We start from the raw sequence: 17950 nt of genomic DNA on the forward strand, positions 1-17950 counted from the left end.
TTCCGCCGAAGGACGGTATGTCGAGTACGAGTTCCGATGAGGTCCGCTTCCCGCTGGATGCCGAGGTCTTCGACGTCGTCCGCCGGCTCACGTTCGAACTGCCGAACGGCGATGTCGAGTCGTTGAGCAGTAGGGGCTGGACTCCCGAGGTGCTCACGTCGATCCGGGACTACCTGGGCAGCGCCGAGGCCCGCTTCCGCACCGGCTACGACGCGGAGGAGATCAGCACCGCGCTCGCGGCACTGACGGAGTCGGTCACCCGAGCACTCCCCGCGACGCGGAATCGCCTTGACTACCGATCGAGTGAGTTCGTCAACTTCCGCCACTACACGTTCGACGCCGACGGCCACCACGCCTACCGCTGGGTGAACTCGAAGCGGTATTCACTGCGCGAGCCCGGGTCGCGGGACGAGATACTGCGGGATCTGATCGCCACGACCGAATACCGGGACGGGTATATCGGGGGCGGCGTCGATCCCGACGGGCAGATCCACGGCCCGTACCAGCTCTCCGCGATCTCCCCCGACTCGTACCGCGAGGTCGGCCGGGACGAAGCGGAGGCAATCGTGCGGCGGTGGCTGGCAACGGCCGGAACCGTCCCCGCGGAGCTGCTGAACGCGCTGGAACCGGTCATCTTCGAGCCGATTCGCGCTGCGCACTCGATTCACGAGCTGAAGCGCCTCGGTGCTGCGGCGGTGTGCTCGTACGGCGAGATCCACCTCGAATTCCACGAACTCGTCCTTGTGGACGACACTTCGGTGCGGATGATCGTCGCCGCCGACGACTGACCGGCGGGTACTTTCCCCCGGGCGCTGCTCGCGGCAGCCGTAACCGCGGGCACCGGCACCGTCATGCGTCCGGACACCCCACGCCCGCGCGGCCGGATTCGAGCAGGCCGAGCTGCTCGACATCGAGCACAACCTGTTCCGCCGCTACCGGCTGCTACCGTCGATACCGTGAGCAACACCGGGGGAGAACAGGTCACCGTCGTACCCGAGAAGGTGCGCGAAGTCGGCCAATACGTCTACGACCTGGCCGAAACGCTGCGCGGCGCGCTGCAATCCGCCGCCCGCGACGTCGACCGCCTCACCACCGAGAGCTGGACCGGCGACGCCGCCACCGAATTCGCCACCGGCTGGACCGACGTCCGCGAGGGCGGCACCGCGATCATCGACGCGCTCGCCGTCCTCGCGGAGAAGCTCGGGGTCAGCGCCGCGAACTACGAGAAGCAGGAGTCGGATTCCACGACCCTGCTCAATATGTAGATGGGTTCGCAGTTCTCGGTCGACCTGGAAGAGCTCGACAATATCGTCACCCGGGTCTCCGCCCTCGCCACCTTCATCGCCGACAACCTCGACGAGGTCGACGACCGGGTAGCCACCCTCACCGGCACCGGCTGGGAGGGCGTCGCCGCCGCGGCCTACGCCGACGCGCACCGCCAGTGGTCCGCCGGTGCGCGCGAATTCGTCACCGGGCTGCGCGACATGAGCGACGCAGCGCGCACCATGCACACCCGCTACACCCGCGCCAACGACCTGAACCGGCGGATGGTCGGCGGCGGATGAGTCAGACCGTCGACTGGCAGGTGTACTACGACGCCGCGCAGAAGTGTCACGACCTGGCGGGCGAGATCCGGAAGGCGGATGCCCCGCTGCACGCGGTGCTGAAGAACGACTGCGCCGGAATGGCCGGCGACGCACCCGGCTGCAAGGAGTGGGCAGGTGCCTACGACCGCGTCGCCCACGACGCCCTCCAAACCTGCACCAATACCGCCGACGCGCTGACGAACCTCGGCTATGTATTGGCCGCCTTCGGCTACAACCACGGCATCGCGAACCGTAGCAATCCGGCACCGCCCCGCCCCGCCGTCGAGCAGGTCGATCTCTACCGGGTCTCCCTGCCGTCCGCCGTCGGCGACAACGGTCTCGGGACCAGCCGCGACGACAACGATAGCGAAGGAATCTTCGACCTCTTCGCCGACAAGATCGTCGAAGCATTCGGCAGATTGCCCAATGGCAGCATCCCCGAACTGGCGAAGGCGTCGACCGGCTGGCAAGGGTTCGCCGGACACACGACCATCGGCGGGGCCGCCGCTCAGGTAGCCACGATCCGGGCACTGTTCGACGGCATCACCGACCCGAATCTCGGGCCCATCCTGGACGGGCTCGACACGCTCGGAAACTCCACCGAACAACTCGCCTCCGCGTCGCTGATGATTTCCGAGCAGATCAGCGCGTATCACAGGGAAACCGAGGCGGTGCGCAACCAGATCTCCTCCGATGTGCAGGTCGCGGCCATCGCGCTCACCGCCACGGTGGTCGCGGCCGCGGCGACCGCGTTCTTCACCTTCGGCGCCAGTGCCGTCGCCGGCGCCGGTGGTGCGACCGCGCTCATCGCCAATACGGTGAACACGATCCGCACCGTCTATCAAACGAGCAATCTGATCAAGATCGTCGGCCTCGGCGCGGCAACGGCGACAGCGTTGGTCACGGTGCACGCCTTCAAGGACGTTCCGAGCCTGACCGAGGTCGGCACCGGCTTGGCCACGATCATCGGCATGCGGGTGTTCCTGGACGACGACGGGGATATCAACCCCGGCAGCCCGAGCGGCGCCTTCACGAGCGCCTCGATGACGACCAAGGTCGGAAAGATCGCCAACCACTACGGCGTTCCGCCGGCTCAGGTTCGCGATGCGATCCACGAGGTGAAGCGGTACGGCGACTGGCGTGGCGACGGCGGGAACAAGAACCCGGATGTGGTGGTCGATCTCGAGTCCGGCGAGGTGTATGTGAAGATGCCGAACGGCCAGCCGTCGGAGGACAGTATCGGCAATATCCGCGACTACCTGGAAGATTGATATGCCCAAGCGCTCGGCCATCGTCGAGTACGACGATCGTTGGATCATCAATCCGCTGCGTCATTGCGCATGCACCGGGATCGATCTGGAGGCGGGCGCAGCCGTGCTCCGCTTCGAGTCCGGATTCGTGCTGCGTACGTCGGCCGGCGCAGAGCTGTCGGCGCGATCGGTCTCCGGTGGCGCCGCCGATCGGCATCCCCTCGACTTCTGGAGCCGGGAAGATGCCGCACGAAACCTGTCGTCCGCAGTCGTCTCCCCGGTCTTCTTCAAGAAGGGCAGCCTCCGCCTGGGCTTCGCGAACGGCTGGAACGTCTTCGTCTCGCCGTCGAAACCGGACGTTCCCGCAGAGCTGTGGCACGAAGAGCGGCTGGTCTGGAGCCGCGCCGGTCTTGTCGACGAAGTGCCGTTCCCGGTCGTTCAGATCGACCGCTGGACGGGCGAGGAGATCACCGCGCCCCCGTGGCCGGAACGCCCGGCGGAGCTGGATCTGGGCAGTTCGGACGATATCAACGGCTGATGCACGCGATCGCGGAGGAGTGAGCGGAACTAACCCCCCACAACCTCCCCCCGCAACGCCTCCGCCAACCCCGGACTCAACGAAAAAGCAAACGCCACCAGCGAATCCACCAGCAACTCGATCAACTCCGCCCGCGAAACAGCGTCGGTGCGCAACCAGGTCAACGTCGTCTCCTCGACGAACGCGATCCACCCCCGCATCCCGAGCAGCAGCCGAGGCAGCTCCGCCTCGGTGATGTGCACCGGCGCCTGCTCCAGGATGATCCCGATGATGGCGTCGCGCGTGCGGTCGACCAGCGGCGCCAGCTCCGGGCTGGTGCTGGTGGGCCCGCGGAGCAGCGCCGCGTAGGAGGTGCGGTTCTCGCTGACGTAGTCGATGTAGCGCTCGATCGAATCCCGCAGTTTGGCGTAGATGCCGAGCCCGGGGTCGGGGGTGACGCGCTCCAGGAGCTCGGCGTTGGCGTGGTGCACGATCGCCAGGTGGAAGTCCTGCTTGGTCGGGAAGTAGTGGAAGAGCAGGCCGCGGGAGATCCCCGCCTGTTCGGCGATCTCGCTGACCGAGATGTCCTCGATGGCGCGCTCGCCGAGCATCCGGGCGCCGAGGGTGATGAGTTGCAGGCGCCGCTCGTCCGGGCTCAATCGGACACGTTTCGTGCTCTCCCCTTGGCTTCTGCTCTTCACGGGCCTCATCCTACTGACCGCTGCTCAATACTGTTGACTGCTGCTCAATAAACTCGTACTCTCGGTTACATGAGTCGCAAGGTTACAGACAAGGGTGTCGAGCGGCGACACGTGCGCACGATCGTCGTCGGCAGCGGGTTCGCCGGGCTCGGCCTCGCGATCAAGTTGAAGCAGCAGCGGCGCGACGACTACCTGGTGCTGGAGCGGGGCAGCGAGGTCGGCGGCACCTGGCGGGACAACACCTACCCGGGCGCCGCGTGCGACGTCCCCTCGCACCTGTACTCGTACTCCTTCGCGCTCAACCCGGAGTGGACGCGCTCGTTCTCCAAGCAGGGCGAGATCCAGCAGTACATCCGCGGCGTCGCCGAGAAGTACGGCGTGCTGGACAAGCACGTCTTCGACTGCGATGTCACCTCGGTGCGCTGGAACGCCGAGACCGCCCGCTGGGACATCGAGTCCAGCAGGGGCTCCTTCACCGCCGACACCGTGGTCTCCGCGGTCGGCGCGCTCTGCGAGCCCGCGCTCCCCGACATCAAGGGCATCAACGACTTCGAGGGCGAGATCTTCCACTCCGCCCGCTGGAACCACGATGCCGACCTGACCGGCAAGCGGGTCGCGATCATCGGCACCGGCGCCTCGGCCATCCAGATCGTGCCGACGATCGCCCCGAAGGTCGCGCACCTCGACGTCTACCAGCGCACCGCGCCCTGGCTGCTGCCGCGCTTCGACCGGCCGTACACCTCGCTGGAGAAGCTGGCCTTCAAGCACATCCCGGGCTTCCAGCGGCTCTCCAGGGCCGGCATCTACGCCGCCAGGGAGACCCAGGTGGTCGGGCTGGCCAAGTTCCCGGCGCTGATGAACATCTTCGAGTTGATCGCCCGCGCCAAGCTGCGCCGCGAGATCTCCGACCCGGCGCTGCGCGCGAAGGTCACCCCGAACTTCCGGATCGGCTGCAAGCGCATGCTGATCTCGAACGACTACTACCCGGCGCTGGACCGCGACAACGTCGACGTGATCACCGACGGCATCGCCGAGATCAAGGCGAACTCCATCGTCACCAGGGACGGCACCGAGCGCGAGATCGACGCGCTGATCGTGGCCACCGGCTTCCACGTGACGGATTCGCCGACCTACAACGCCATCGTCGGCCCGGACGGCCGCACCCTCTCCGAGGTCTTCGACCAGCAGGGCCAGCAGGCGTACAAGGGCGCCGCGATCGCGGGCTTCCCGAACCTGTTCTTCCTGGTCGGCCCGAATGTCGGGCTCGGCCACACCTCGATGGTCTACATGATCGAGTCGCAGATCGCCTACGTGGCCGACGCGCTGGGCGCGGTGGCCAGGCAGGGGCTGCGGACGGTCGAGGTGCGCCGGGACGCGCAGGACAGCTACAACGCCGAGCTGCAGCAGAAGCTCGCGGGCACGGTCTGGAACACCGGCGGCTGCGCCAGCTGGTACCTGGACAAACACGGCAACAACACCACGCTGTGGCCGGACTTCACCTTCCGCTTCCGCAGCCAGACCAAGAAGTTCGACGTCGCGGCCTACTCGACCACGAAAGCCGCGGCCGATCAGAAAGCAGTGGTACCGCAGTGAGCAGTAAAGACGCGTACTTCACCGGCAAGGTCTGTGTGATCACCGGCGCCGGCTCCGGCATCGGCCGGGCGCTGGCCGAGAACCTGGCCCGGCGCGGGGCCAGGCTCGCGCTCTCCGATATCGACACCGAGGGGCTGGCCGAGACGGTCCGGCTGTGCGAGGCGCTGGGCGCCGAGGTGAAGTCGGACCGGCTCGACGTCTCCGAGCGCGAGGCCGTGCTGCTCTACGCCGACGCCGTCAAGGCGCACTTCGGCGTGGTGCACCAGATCTACAACAACGCGGGCATCGCCTACCACGGCGACGTGCTGCACTCGGGGTTCAAGGACATCGAGCGCATCATGGACGTCGACTTCTGGGGCGTCGTGAACGGCACCAAGGCGTTCCTGCCGATGCTGCTGGAGTCCGGCGACGGCCACGTCGTGAATGTCTCCAGCCTGTTCGGGCTGATCGCGGTGCCGAGCCAGAGCGCCTACAACTCGGCCAAGTTCGCGGTGCGCGGCTTCACCGAGTCGCTGCGCCAGGAGATGCTGCTCGGCAAGCACCCGGTGCAGGTGACCTGCGTGCACCCGGGCGGCATCAAGACCGCGGTGGCCCGCAACGCCACCTACGCGGAGAACGTCGACGGGGCCAACGCCGCCTCGCTCTTCGACAAGAAGCTCGCCATGCACACCCCGGAGATGGCCGCCGAGACCATCACCGACGGGGTGCGCAGGGGCCACGGCCGGGTGCTGATCGGCTGGGAGGCCAAGCTGCTCGACCTGTTCGTGCGCATCACCGCCTCCGGCTACCAGCGGATCTCGGCCCGAGCGCAGCGCGGCGTCCTGCAGTGAGCACGCTGCGGGAACTGAACCTTCCGCTCCCGGTGGCGCGGGCGATCCTCACCCCGCTCTACTGGGCATCGCTGCACGCCAGGCTGCCGTTCCCGGTGCAGCGCAGGCTGCTGGACGCGTCCTCGCGGGTGCAGCTGCTGCCCGCGGGGACGGTGGTCAGGAAGATCCGGCTGGCCGGGCGGCCCGCCGAGCGGCTCACCGTCGGCACCACCCCGACCGGCACCGACGCGGGCGCAATTCTCTACCTGCACGGCGGCGGCTACGTGGTCGGCTCGCTGGCCACGCACCGCTCGCTCGGCGCCCGGCTGGCCCGCGCCGCCGAGTGCCCGGTGTACGCGCTGGACTACCGGCTGGCGCCGGAGCACCCGCTGCCCGCCGGGCTGGACGACGCCGAGGCCGCCTTCCTCGAGCTGGTCGAGAAGCACGGCTACCGCCCGGAGCGGATCGCGATCTCCGGCGACTCCGCGGGCGGCGGGCTGGCGCTCGCGCTGGCCCAGCGGCTCATCGCGAAGCACGGCATCACCCCGGGCGCGCTCGGGCTGATCGCGCCGTGGACCGACCCCAACGCGATCCCGGAGCGCAACCGCGACCTGGTGATCAGCAAGCCGTGGTCGCGGCTCTGCGCCGCCGCCTACCTGGGCGCCGCCGACTGCGGCGACATCGGCTACGCCCCGCTCACCGGCGTGCTCCGCGCCCTGCCGCCCACCTACGTCCAGGTGGACGAGAGCGAGCTGCTGCACCCGCAGTGCGTCGAGCTGGTCGAGGCGCTGCGCGGGGCCGGCGTGCCCGTGCGGTTCACCGAGACCCGCGGGCTCTGGCACGTGGCGCAGCTGCAGGCCGGGCTGGTGCGGCCCGCCGCCGCCGTATTGTCCGAGATGGCCGAATTCCTGCGCGACGCACTACACCCGGCCGACCTGCGGGAACTAGGATAGGACCAGCGGTTCCAGCAGTCCGGGCGTGCGGTTGCTCCCCTCGGCGCCGAAGCGGTGGCCGATCCCTCCTGCCCGTCCGGGGTGTCGTAGATTACTGGCGAGTAAACCCACGTGGAAGGGCACTGATGCGAGAGTTCGAAGTCCCGGCTTCGTACCGAATTCCGGACGACGCGAACAATTCCGACAACGTTTTCCGGCACGCCGAGCGGACGCCCGACGTGGTGGTCTTCAACGTCCCGAACGGCACCAACACCTGGCGTGACGTGACGGCCGCGGAGTTCGCGAAGACGGTCACCGGGGTGGCCAAGGGGCTGATCGCCTCCGGCGTCGAACTCGGCGACCGGGTCGCGATCATGGCCGCGACCCGCTACGAGTGGGCCGTGCTGGACTTCGCCATCTGGGCCGCGGGCGGCTGCACCGTCGCGATCTACGACAGCTCGGCCGCCGAGCAGGCCACCTGGATCCTGCAGGACTCCGCCACCAAGCTGCTGGTGATCGAGAACGACAAGCACCGCGCGGTGATCGACGAGATCGCCGACGGCGCGCTGCCCGACCTGCGCGAGACGCTGCAGATCGACGGCGGCGCCATCGACGAGCTGACCACCCGCGGCGCCGAGCTCGCGGACGAGGCGGTGCACGAGCGGCGCAAGCAGGTGAACGCGGCCTCGCCGGCCACCCTGATCTACACCTCGGGCACCACCGGCAGGCCCAAGGGCGTCATGCTCACGCACGCCAACCTCTACGCCGAGTCGCAGTCCGACCGGATCGCGCTCGGCAAGTACGTCACCGAGGGCAAGAAGACCCTCATGTTCCTGCCGCTGGCGCACGTCTTCGCCCGCGCCGTCGCGCTGGCCGCGTTCGACGCCAAGGTGGTCGTGGCGCACAGCGCGGACTGGACCACCCTGGTGGACCAGTTCGGCGCGTACCAGCCGCACTTCATCCTCTCGGTGCCGCGGGTTTTCGAGAAGGTGTTCAACAGCGCGAAGCAGAAGGCGCACGACGGCGGCAAGGGCAAGATCTTCGATGCCGCCGCGGCGACGGCCATCGAGTGGTCCGAGGCGCAGGAGAAGGGCGGCGCCGGGCTGGTGCTCAAGGCCAAGCACGCCGTCTTCGACAAGCTGGTCTACAGCAAGCTGCGGGCCGCGCTCGGCGGGCGCTGCGAGGCCGCGGTCTCCGGCGGCGGGCCGCTCGGCGCGCGGCTCGGGCACTTCTTCCGCGGCGTCGGCGTCACCATCTACGAGGGCTACGGGCTCACCGAGTCGACCGCGGCGGTCACCGTGAACACCCCCGAGCACCTGCGGGTCGGCTCGGTCGGGCGGCCCATCGAGGGGCACGCGGCGAAGATCGCCGAGGACGGCGAGCTGCTGGTCAAGGGCTCGGTCATCTTCGGCGGGTACTGGGGCAACTCGGAGGCCACCGAGGACGCCTTCGTCGACGGCTGGTTCAAGACCGGTGACCTCGGCGCCATCGACGGCGACGGCTTCGTCACCATCACCGGCCGGAAGAAGGAGATCATCGTCACCGCTGGTGGCAAGAACGTCTCCCCCGCCGTGCTGGAGGACTCGCTGCGCGCGCACCCGCTGATCAGCCAGGTCATGGTGGTCGGCGACAGCAAGCCGTTCATCGCCGCGCTGATCACGCTCGACCCGGAGGCGCTGCCCGGCTGGGCCGAGCGGAACGGGCTGCCCGCCGACACCTCGGTGGCCAAGCTCGCGGAGAACGCCGACCTGGTCGCCGAGATCGAGGCGGCGGTCGCGGAGACCAACCGGAAGGTCTCCAAGGCCGAGCAGATCAAGAAGATCAAGGTGCTCGACGTGGACTGGACCCAGGAGGGCGGGCAGCTCACGCCGAAGATGTCGCTCAAGCGGGCGGTCGTCATGAAGGAGTTCGCCACCGAGGTGGAGAAGATCTACTCCTGACCATTCTGTGAACAGCGCCGTCGCCGGGGTTCTCCGGCGGCGGCGTTCTTCGTTCGCGGCGTACGGTCGGGGCATGATTGCGCGGGCCGCCGCCGGTATCGCCGCCGGTGTAGTGACGCTGGGAACGGCGGAGTTGCTCGCCGGGGTGCTTCATCCGGCCGCTGCACCACTGCGGGTGCTCGGGGACGCGGTGATCGATTACTCGCCGCAGGGGTTGCGCGAGTGGGCCATCGAGACGTTCGGGACCGCCGACAAGGGGGTGCTCGTCGTCGCCATGCTGGTGGTGGCGGTGCTCGTCTCGGCGCTCGCCGGGGTGCTCGGGCGGGCCGGGGCCGTGATCTTCGCGGTCTTCGGGGTCACGGTGGCCGGGCTCGCTGTCGCCGCGGCGGGGGTATTCGCGGCGGTACCGACGGTGGCGGGGGTTGCCGCCGGGATCTGGGTGCTGCTGTGGGCGGACGGCGTCGCGGCCGAAAGCCGTCGCGGGAGTGCCGAGCCGGTGGAGGTCGACGGTGGCCGGGTGCGCGAATCGGCGGGCCGCGCGGTAGCGGGCGACGGTTCGGACGACCGCGCGGCGGTGGACGCGGAGCGCGGGGCGGATCGGCGGCGGGTGCTGCGCGGGCTCGCGCTGGCGACGGGGGCCGGGATCGCCGCGGGGCTGGCGGGGCGCGCGCTGGCCGCCTTCCGGACGGATGTCTCCGGTGAGCGCGCGGGCGTGACGCTGCCACCGCCGCGCGAACCGCTGCCGGATACGCCGTTCGGCGCCGACCTGCGCACCCCCGGCATCACCCCGTACCTGACCCCGAACGCCGACTTCTACCGGATCGACACCGCGCTGACCGTCCCGCAGGTGTCGATCGAGGACTGGTCGCTGCGCATCCACGGCATGGTGCGGCGCGAGATCGTCCTGCGCTGGGGCGATCTCGCGAGCCGCCAGGCGATCGAGCGGCTCACCACGCTGACCTGCGTCTCCAACGCGGTCGGCGGCGACCTGGTCGGCAATGCGCGCTGGCTCGGCTACCGGCTGGACGACCTGCTCGCCGAGGCCGAGCCGCTGCCCGGCGCCGACATGGTGCTCTCCCGCAGCGCCGACGGCTGGACCGCGGGGAGCCCGCTCGCCGCGCTCACCGACGGGCGGGACGCGCTGCTCGCCATCGGCATGAACGGCGAACCGCTGCCCGTGGCGCACGGGTACCCGGCCAGGTTGGTGGTGCCCGGGCTGTACGGATACGTCTCCGCCACGAAGTGGGTCACCGAGCTGGAGGTCACCCGCTTCGACCGCGCCACCGCCTACTGGACCAAGCTCGGCTGGGCCGCCGAGGGGCCGATCAAGACCGGGACCAGGATCGATACGCCCGCGGCGAGTGCCAGGCTGAAGCCGGGGCGGGTGCCGGTCGCCGGGGTGGCGTGGGCGCAGCATCGAGGGATCGCCGCGGTCGAGGTGCAGGTGGACGACGGGCCGTGGGAGCGGGCTCGGCTCGCCGCCGATGTGTCGGTGGATACCTGGCGGCAGTGGGTGTACGAGTGGAATGCCACTCCGGGGCCGCACACCCTGCGGGCGCGGGCGACCGACGGGGCCGGGGTCGTGCAGACCTCCGAGGTGGCGGCGGCCGTTCCCGACGGGGCCAGCGGGTATCCCGCGGTTTTCGTCCGGGTCGGGTGAGGAAAGGTTCTTTTACGCGGGGCTCCGCCCCGCACCCCGGCCGCGCGCGGCGGCCAGCGAGCACCGCTGCGCGGAGCCGACCCGCGGCGCACGCGCGATGCCGACCCGCGGCGGGGCGGGGCCACCGCGCCGGCCGCGCAGAACAGCGCCGCCGTTCGGGACGGCGGCGCTGCTGTGCGACCTAAGCGGCCGTGCCGGCCGGCTCCGCCTCCTTGACCGGTCCGGGACCGGCGGCACTGCGATCGTGCCGGACGAAGAGCGCGGAGGCGACGACGCCGATGAGCAGCACCCCGGCGGGAAGCAGGATCGACTCCGCGAGCGCGGTGCTGAACTTGTCCCGCACGAACTCGGGCACCGGCCCGCCCATCCCCTCGGCGGCCGGCCCGCCACCGAGCCCGGCCGCCGCGATCCGCGCGGAGATCAGCGCGGAGATGGCCGCGCTGCCGAGCACCGACCCCACCTGGCGGGTGGTGTTGTAGATCCCGGCGCCCGCGCCCGCCTGCTGCACCGGCAGGTTGTGCGTGGCGGTCGAGGCCAGCGGCGCCCAGATGCAGGCATTGGAGAACCCGGCCAGCACGCCGGCGACCATGAACAGGATCAGCGGGCTGTCCGGCGTCATGATCGCGGCGACCCAGAACAGCGCCACCGCGAAGAGCGAGAAGCCGATGGTCGGCACCACCCGCGGATGCAGCCGGTCGGAGAACCGCCCGATCACCGGGGCCAGGATGCCGGTCGCGATCGCCATCGGCGCGAAGATCAGCGCCGAGCGGGTCGGCGAGAGTTCGCGCACCGCCTGCAGGTAGAAGTAGGCGGGCACCATGAACGCCGTCACCGCCGCGCCCATGGCCGCGATCGCCAGGTTGGAGAAGGCGAAGTTGCGGTCCTTGAAGAGGCCGAGCGGCACCAGCGGCTCGCCGGTATTGCGCGACTGGTTCCAGAGGAAGAAGGCGAGCACCACCAGTCCGCCGCCGATCATGGTCCAGATCAGCCAGTCCCAGTCCCGGGTATTGCCCTCCTGGATCCCGAAGACCAGCAGGAACATGCCGATGGCGCTGAGCACGACGCCGGGGATGTCGAAGCGGTGCCGGTTGGTCGGCAGCGCGGGCACCAGCCAGACGGCCAGCGCGAAGGCGATGATGCCGACCGGCACGTTGACGAAGAAGATCCACTCCCAGCCGAGGCCGTCGACCAGCACCCCGCCCAGGATCGGGCCGACCAGCGTGGCCAGCCCGGCCACGCCGCCCCACAGCCCCATGGCGGCACCGCGCTTGTCCGGAGCGAAGGTGCGGGTGATGACGGCCATGGTCTGCGGCGTCATGAGCGCGGCGCCGATGCCCTGCGCGGCGCGCGCGGCGATCAGCATGCCGATGGTGCCGGAGAGGCCGCACCACAGCGAGGCCGCGGTGAAGACCGTGAGCCCGACCAGGTACAGGTTCTTGGGGCCGAAGCGGTCGCCGAGGCGGCCGGTGATGAGCAGCGGCACCGCGTAGGTGAGCAGGTAGGCGCTGGTCACCCAGATCACCGAGGTGATCTCGGCGTTCAGCTTCTCCATGATGGCCGGGTTGGCGACCGCGACGATCGTCATGTCCAGCAGGATCATGAAGAAGCCCACCACCATGGCAAGCAGCGCATGCCACGGATTGCGGGTTTCGGACATCAGGAGCTCCTCGTTCGGGGCGTCGCCCCCGGCTCGGCCGGGAGCGGTGGTGGGTCCGCGCGGGCCGCGGTGGCCCAGGCGTCGATGGGGACCGCGATCCGGCGGCCGGTGCCGGGGTCGAAGCGATCCCAGGCCAGGGTTCCGTCGTCGAGATCGCCGAGCAGGGCGTCCACCCAGCCGATCTCGGCCTCCCGCATGGTGCGCAGGTAGGTGAGCACCATCCAGTAGCGGCGCGGGAGGGCGTGCTCGCCCGCCCAGACGCCGAGTGCGCGGATCTCGTCGAGCTCGCTGCCGAGCTCCGCGCGGCGCTGCGCCAGCAGCTCCCGCACCTGCTCCTTCGGCAGGTTGTGGGCCTCCGCCAGCGCGAGCGGGAATTCGGGGTATTCGGCGGCGGGGGTGCGCAGCAGCTCGGCGACCCGGGCGCGCAGCGCCGCGCGACCGGCCGCGGTGATGCGGTAGGTGGTGCGCTCCGGGCGGCGGCCGTCGCGGTCGACGCCGTCGGCGCGGATGAGATCGCTGCCGGTGAGCCGGGCCACGGTGTGGTAGAGCGAGCCGGGGCGCACCTTGACCAACCGGTCCATGCCCCGCTCGAGCAGGGTCTGGTGCATGTCGTAGGGGTGCCGCGGGCGTTCGTCGAGGAGTGCGAGTACCGCGACGGCCAGTGGCGTCACGTTGCCTCGCGCTCCCATGGGGTTTCCTTCCGTGCCGAATACTCCAGGCGGAATATACGCCTGGGCAACGACAGGGAGCGATCGGTTATTTCCCGATTCAGAGCGCGTGCGCGTCCAGCCAGCTCCTGGCCAGGTCGGCGGGGTTCTCACCGGCCTCGGCGCGCTGCACCAGCGTGACCAGCTCGTCGGTGGTGAGCTCGCCCGCCACCTGGTTGAGGCGTTCGCGGCCGCGGTCGTCGAGGATGCCGTCGCGGAAGATCGGGACGACGTTCTCGGCGGGGAGGGTGCCCGCATCGGCGAGTGCGGTCAATCCGGCGGTGGTGTCGGCGGGGACCGGGCCGGCGAGGATGCCCGCCTGGATTCGGCCCTCCAGGAGAGCGGCGCGCAGGGCGGCGGGGTCGGCGAAGTGCTCGGTGGTGGCGAAGGCGCAGCCCGGGATGGTGTCCGGCGGGGCCGGGTCGAGCAGGCCGGGGGCCGGGGCGAGCCCGCCGGGGCGGTCGGCGCAGGCGGCGGTCACGGCCCCGCCTCGGCGGGCGGTCTCGGTGGTGACCAGGAGCCGCGGGCGCAGGTCGGTGCCGTCGGCGGGGTCGGAGATGACGAGGCCCTGCGGGAGGGAGCGGGCCAGCGCGGCGGTCGCGCTCTTCGCCGGATCGGCGGGAGTGCCGGGTGCGTCCTTGACCGGCGCATCGGGGGCGGGCGTGCCGTCGCCGGAGGCGGGCGCGCCGTCGCCGGGCGCGGGCGAGTTACCGGCGTTGAGCGCGGTGGCGTCGAAGAAGCGGGTGAGCGCGCCGGTGTGGTCGGCGAGCAGGTCGATCGAGCCGGAGTCGAGCGCGGCGAGCCGGGCGCCGCGATCACCGGGGGCGGGCGCGACCACCGCCGGAATCCCCCCGCGGGAGAGCGCACCGGCGTAGATCTCGGCGAGCACCGCCGACTCCGCGGTGTCCCCCGCGCCGACCGTCACCGCGGGCTCCGATGCCCCGTTCCCGCAGGACACGGCGGCGACGAGCGCGAAAAGCACCGGGATCAGCACCGGTCGGCGCAGCCACGCGGGCATCTCCATTCGGCGGTACCACCTCTCTCCAGCCGACGCGAACCCCGCCGAGCGGGCAGTATGGACTATCGGCAATGTACCCGGACACGAAGGACTCCCGTGGCACGCACGCTCCCGACTTCTGCCCACCGGATGCTCACCGCCGCGCTCGCCGTGACGGTGGCCGCCACGCTCGCGGCCTGCGGCGGCAACTCCGACCCGCTCTCCGGCGGCGGCAGCTGCGAAGGCGATGCCATCACCGTCGGCTCGGCCAACTTCCCGGAGTCCGAGACGGTCGCCGAGATCTACGCGGAGGCGCTGCGGGTCAACGGCTTCGAGGTCGACACCAAGCTCGCCATCGGCAGCCGCGAGGCCTACATCCCGGCGCTGCGCGACTGCTCGGTCTCGGTGCTGCCCGAGTACACCGGCAACCTGCTGCAGTACCTACAGCCCGACGCCACCGCCAGCACCCCGGCGGAGGTGGAGTCCGCGCTGGCGGGCGCGCTCGGCGACCAGCTCGCGCTCGGCACCCCCGCCCCCGGCCAGGATTCGGATGCCGTCGTGGTCACCCGGGCCACCGCCGACCGCTGGAACCTGCGCTCGATCGGCGACCTGGCTCCGCACTCGGCCGAGATCACCTTCGGCGCCCCCGCCGAATTCGCCGAGCGTCCCGGCGGGTTGCCCGGACTCGCCAAGAACTACGACGTCGATATCGCCGCCGACAAGTTCGTCCCGATCGCCGACGGCGGCGGCCCGGCCACCGTCGACGCCCTGGTCGACGGCCAGGTCACGGCGGCCAATATCTTCACCACCTCCCCGGCCATCGCGGAGAACAACCTGGTCGTCCTCGCGGACCCGAAGCAGAACTTCCCGGCGCAGAACGTGGTGCCGCTGCTGAACGCCGCCAAGAAGACGGACGCCCTCATCGCCGCGCTGAACGCGGTCTCGGCCAAGCTCACCACGCAGGAGCTGATCGAGCTGAACACCGCCGTCTCCGGTGACGCCAAGACCGAGCCGAAGGCCGCCGCGGCCGCCTGGCTCGCCGAGCAGGGGCTGAACCAGAAGGCGGGCGGCTGATCCGACCGTGTCCGACATCGAATTCAGCGACGTCAGCAAGACCTATCCGGATGGCACGCACGCGGTCTCGGGGCTGAACCTGGCCATCGAGTCCGGCTCGTTCACGGTCTTCGTCGGGCCCTCCGGCTGCGGCAAGACCACCTCCATGCGGATGATCAACCGGATGATCCGCCCCACCTCGGGCACGATCACCGTCGGCGGGGCGGATATCGCCGGGGTCGACCCGGTGCGGCTGCGCCGCGGCATCGGCTACGTCATCCAGGGCGGCGGGCTGCTCCCGCACCGCACGGTGCTCGACAATGTGGCGACCGTGCCGGTGCTGCGCGGCACCTCGCGCAAGCAGGCGCGCGCGGCGGCACTCGAGGTGCTGGACCGGGTGGGGCTGGATCGGCAGCTCGCGCAGCGCTATCCGGCGCAGCTCTCCGGCGGGCAGCAGCAGCGGGTCGGGGTGGCGCGGGCGCTCGCCGCCGACCCGCCCGTGCTGCTCATGGACGAGCCATTCAGCGCCGTCGACCCGGTGGTCAGGGCCGAGCTGCAGGCCGAGATGCGCCGATTGCAGGGCGAATTGCGGAAGACCATCGTCTTCGTCACGCACGATATCGACGAGGCCATCACGCTCGGCGACCGGATCGCGGTCTTCGGCCGCGGCGGCGTGCTACAGCAGTACGACGCGCCGCGCACCGTACTGGCCCAGCCCGCCACCGATTTCGTGGCCGGTTTCGTCGGGCGCGACCGCGGCTACCGCGGGCTCTCCTTCCGCAGCGCGGAGCGGGTGCCGCTGCGCGATCTCGCCACCGCCACCGAGGCCGAGGCGGCGACGCTGCGGCCGGGCCCCGGCGAGTGGGTGCTGATCACCGGCGCGGGCGGGGCGCCGGTCGGCTGGCTGGACGCGGGCGGCGCCGCCGGGTTACAGGCCGGGCGCGACCTGGCCGACAGCATGGCGGCGGGCGGCTCGCTCTTCGTGCTCGGCGGCGACCTGCGGCAGGCGCTGGACGCGGCGATCTCCTCGCCCGCCGGCATCGGCGTCGCGGTGGACGATTCCGGCGCGGTGCGCGGCGGGGTCGGCGCCGACGATGTGCTCGCCCTGCTGGCCGAGCAGCGCGCGGCCGAGGATTCCGCGCGCGCGGGGGCGTGAGCGCATGCGCTACCTCCTCGACAACGCCGGCCAGGTCTGGGGTTACACCAGGGAGCACCTGTACCTCGCGCTGGTCCCGCTGCTGGTCGGGCTGGTGATCGCGGTGCCGGTCGGCACGCTGGTGCGCCGGGTGCCGTGGCTGCGGCGGGTGACCGTGACGCTCTCCGGGCTGGTGTACACGGTGCCGTCGCTGGCGCTGTTCGTGATCATTCCGCCGATCGTCGGGATCGCCACCATCGACCCGCTGAACGTCATCATCGCGCTCACCCTCTACTCCACCGCGCTGCTGGTGATCGCGGTCCCCGCCGCGCTGGACTCGGTGCCCGCGGCGGTGCTCGACTCGGCCGACGCCGTCGGCTTCGGCCCGCTGCGCCGCACGCTCACCGTCGACCTGCCGCTGGCGCTTCCGGTCTTCGTCTCCACGCTGCGGGTGGTGGTGGTCACCAATATCGCCATGGTCTCGGTGGGCGCGCTGGTCGGCGTCGGCGGGCTCGGCAAGCTCTTCACCCAGGGCTACCAGCGGGACTACCCCGACGAGATCATCGCCGGGATCATCGTCACGCTGGTGCTGGCCCTGCTCTTCGACCGGCTGGTGTACCTGCTCGGCCGGGCCGCGACGCCCTGGGTCGCGAAGGGGGCGGCGTGAATCTCTTCCTGGACGCCTGGCAGTACTTCACCGACCCCGACAACTGGGGTGGCCCCGCCGGGATCGAGCAGCGGCTGCTGCAACACCTCTGGTACAGCGCGCTCGCCATCGGGCTCTCCGCGGTGGTCGCGGTGCCGCTCGGGCTCGCGGTCGGGCACTACCGGCGCGGGGCCGCCGCCCTCGTCGGCTTCGCCAACGCCATGCGCGCCCTGCCCACCCTCGGCCTGCTGACCTTCCTGGTGCTGCTCATGGGGTTGGGTCTCATCCCGCCGCTGCTCGCCCTGATCACCGTCGGCATTCCCCCGCTGCTCGCCGGGGCGTACGCCGGGATCGCCAATGTGAACCCCGAGGTGGTGGATGCCTCCCGCGCCATGGGGATGACGGAGTGGCAGGTGCTCTTCCGGGTCGAGGTGCCGAACTCGCTTCCGGTGCTGCTCACCGGGGTACGCGGGGCGACGTTGCAGGTGGTCGCCACCGCCACCATCGCGGCGTATGTGAATCTGGGCGGGTTGGGGCGGTACATCTTCGACGGGATCGGGCTGCATCGCTACGACCGGGTGTTGGTCGGCGCGATTCTGGTCGCGGTGCTGGCGATGGTGCTGGACGGGCTGCTCGCTTTGGCGGTGTGGGCCGGGGCGCCCGGGACTGGACGGCTCCGGCGCCGCGCCTCGAAAACAGACAGCTCTACTAGCCCAGACCCCCGCGCTGCTCGAAAATCGTAGAAATTGATGCGCTCCGCTTGTTAG

At 70.6% G+C, this 17950-nt stretch carries 18 protein-coding genes; 14 read left to right on the forward strand and 4 right to left on the reverse strand.

Annotated elements, in window-relative coordinates; genetic code table 11:
• Positions 1-17: 17 nt before the first annotated feature.
• The 5 genes from AB0H71_RS26880 (at position 18) to AB0H71_RS26900 (ending at position 3374) form a co-directional block, all read left to right on the forward strand.
• A complete protein-coding gene (locus AB0H71_RS26880; RefSeq protein WP_357026265.1) occupies positions 18-788 on the forward strand; it encodes a hypothetical protein in 771 nt (256 codons plus the stop codon).
• A gap of 168 nt (positions 789-956) precedes the next feature.
• Positions 957-1265 carry a WXG100 family type VII secretion target gene (locus tag AB0H71_RS26885; RefSeq protein ID WP_357026267.1) on the forward strand — a complete coding sequence of 103 codons (309 nt, stop codon included), beginning with the start codon at positions 957-959 and terminating at the stop codon, positions 1263-1265.
• A complete protein-coding gene (locus tag AB0H71_RS26890) occupies positions 1266-1565 on the forward strand; it encodes a WXG100 family type VII secretion target (protein WP_357026269.1) in 300 nt (99 codons plus the stop codon). It abuts the gene before it with no gap.
• Positions 1562-2857, forward strand: coding sequence for a hypothetical protein (locus AB0H71_RS26895; protein WP_357026271.1), 1296 nt, complete (start codon positions 1562-1564; stop codon positions 2855-2857). Before AB0H71_RS26890 ends, AB0H71_RS26895 begins: the two co-directional genes overlap by 4 nt.
• Before the next feature lies 1 nt (position 2858).
• A complete protein-coding gene (locus tag AB0H71_RS26900) occupies positions 2859-3374 on the forward strand; it encodes a hypothetical protein (protein WP_357026273.1) in 516 nt (171 codons plus the stop codon).
• A 29-nt stretch (positions 3375-3403) separates the two neighbouring features.
• On the opposite strand, the gene AB0H71_RS26905 is transcribed toward AB0H71_RS26900, so the two are convergent.
• On the reverse strand, positions 3404-4063 hold the full coding sequence (locus tag AB0H71_RS26905; protein ID WP_357026275.1) for a TetR/AcrR family transcriptional regulator: 660 nt from the start codon (positions 4061-4063) through the stop codon (positions 3404-3406).
• 60 nt (positions 4064-4123) lie between these two features.
• Between AB0H71_RS26905 and AB0H71_RS26910 the strand changes: the two genes are divergently transcribed.
• From AB0H71_RS26910 to AB0H71_RS26930, 5 genes are all read left to right on the forward strand, one after another.
• Entirely contained in the window at positions 4124-5647 is a 1524-nt protein-coding gene (locus AB0H71_RS26910) for an NAD(P)/FAD-dependent oxidoreductase (protein WP_357026277.1), read from the forward strand.
• Positions 5644-6477 (forward strand): SDR family NAD(P)-dependent oxidoreductase, encoded by an 834-nt coding sequence (locus AB0H71_RS26915; RefSeq protein WP_357026279.1) that lies wholly within the window; start codon positions 5644-5646, stop codon positions 6475-6477. The genes AB0H71_RS26910 and AB0H71_RS26915 overlap by 4 nt, the downstream gene beginning before the upstream one ends.
• Before the next feature lie 5 nt (positions 6478-6482).
• The gene (locus tag AB0H71_RS26920; protein WP_357026369.1) at positions 6483-7409 is read left to right on the forward strand and encodes an alpha/beta hydrolase; all 927 of its coding nucleotides are present in this window, start codon (positions 6483-6485) and stop codon (positions 7407-7409) included.
• A 125-nt stretch (positions 7410-7534) separates the two neighbouring features.
• Entirely contained in the window at positions 7535-9328 is a 1794-nt protein-coding gene (locus AB0H71_RS26925; protein ID WP_357026281.1) for a long-chain fatty acid--CoA ligase, read from the forward strand.
• A gap of 73 nt (positions 9329-9401) precedes the next feature.
• Positions 9402-10988 (forward strand): molybdopterin-dependent oxidoreductase, encoded by a 1587-nt coding sequence (locus AB0H71_RS26930; RefSeq protein ID WP_357026283.1) that lies wholly within the window; start codon positions 9402-9404, stop codon positions 10986-10988.
• 181 nt (positions 10989-11169) lie between these two features.
• On the opposite strand, the gene AB0H71_RS26935 is transcribed toward AB0H71_RS26930, so the two are convergent.
• The 3 genes from AB0H71_RS26935 to AB0H71_RS26945 all read right to left on the reverse strand — a co-directional run bounded on the left by AB0H71_RS26935 (position 11170) and on the right by AB0H71_RS26945 (position 14376).
• Positions 11170-12645 (reverse strand): DHA2 family efflux MFS transporter permease subunit, encoded by a 1476-nt coding sequence (locus AB0H71_RS26935; protein WP_357026285.1) that lies wholly within the window; start codon positions 12643-12645, stop codon positions 11170-11172.
• Positions 12645-13334: a helix-turn-helix transcriptional regulator gene (locus AB0H71_RS26940; RefSeq protein ID WP_357026287.1), complete on the reverse strand. Its 690-nt coding sequence runs from the start codon at positions 13332-13334 to the stop codon at positions 12645-12647. The genes AB0H71_RS26935 and AB0H71_RS26940 overlap by 1 nt, the downstream gene beginning before the upstream one ends.
• 79 nt (positions 13335-13413) lie before the next feature.
• A complete protein-coding gene (locus tag AB0H71_RS26945) occupies positions 13414-14376 on the reverse strand; it encodes a glycine betaine ABC transporter substrate-binding protein (protein WP_357026288.1) in 963 nt (320 codons plus the stop codon).
• 123 nt (positions 14377-14499) lie between these two features.
• Between AB0H71_RS26945 and AB0H71_RS26950 the strand changes: the two genes are divergently transcribed.
• The 4 genes from AB0H71_RS26950 to AB0H71_RS26965 are packed head-to-tail and all read left to right on the forward strand — an operon-like array spanning position 14500 to position 17926.
• Positions 14500-15423 carry an ABC transporter substrate-binding protein gene (locus AB0H71_RS26950; protein WP_357026371.1) on the forward strand — a complete coding sequence of 308 codons (924 nt, stop codon included), beginning with the start codon at positions 14500-14502 and terminating at the stop codon, positions 15421-15423.
• A 7-nt stretch (positions 15424-15430) separates the two neighbouring features.
• On the forward strand, positions 15431-16558 hold the full coding sequence (locus tag AB0H71_RS26955) for an ATP-binding cassette domain-containing protein (RefSeq protein ID WP_357026290.1): 1128 nt from the start codon (positions 15431-15433) through the stop codon (positions 16556-16558).
• A 4-nt stretch (positions 16559-16562) separates the two neighbouring features.
• Positions 16563-17204 carry an ABC transporter permease gene (locus AB0H71_RS26960; protein ID WP_357026292.1) on the forward strand — a complete coding sequence of 214 codons (642 nt, stop codon included), beginning with the start codon at positions 16563-16565 and terminating at the stop codon, positions 17202-17204.
• Positions 17201-17926 (forward strand): ABC transporter permease, encoded by a 726-nt coding sequence (locus AB0H71_RS26965; RefSeq protein ID WP_357026294.1) that lies wholly within the window; start codon positions 17201-17203, stop codon positions 17924-17926. The genes AB0H71_RS26960 and AB0H71_RS26965 overlap by 4 nt, the downstream gene beginning before the upstream one ends.
• Positions 17927-17950: the final 24 nt, after the last annotated feature.

This window comes from Nocardia sp. NPDC050697, assembly GCF_040654395.1.
Classification (GTDB): domain Bacteria; phylum Actinomycetota; class Actinomycetes; order Mycobacteriales; family Mycobacteriaceae; genus Nocardia.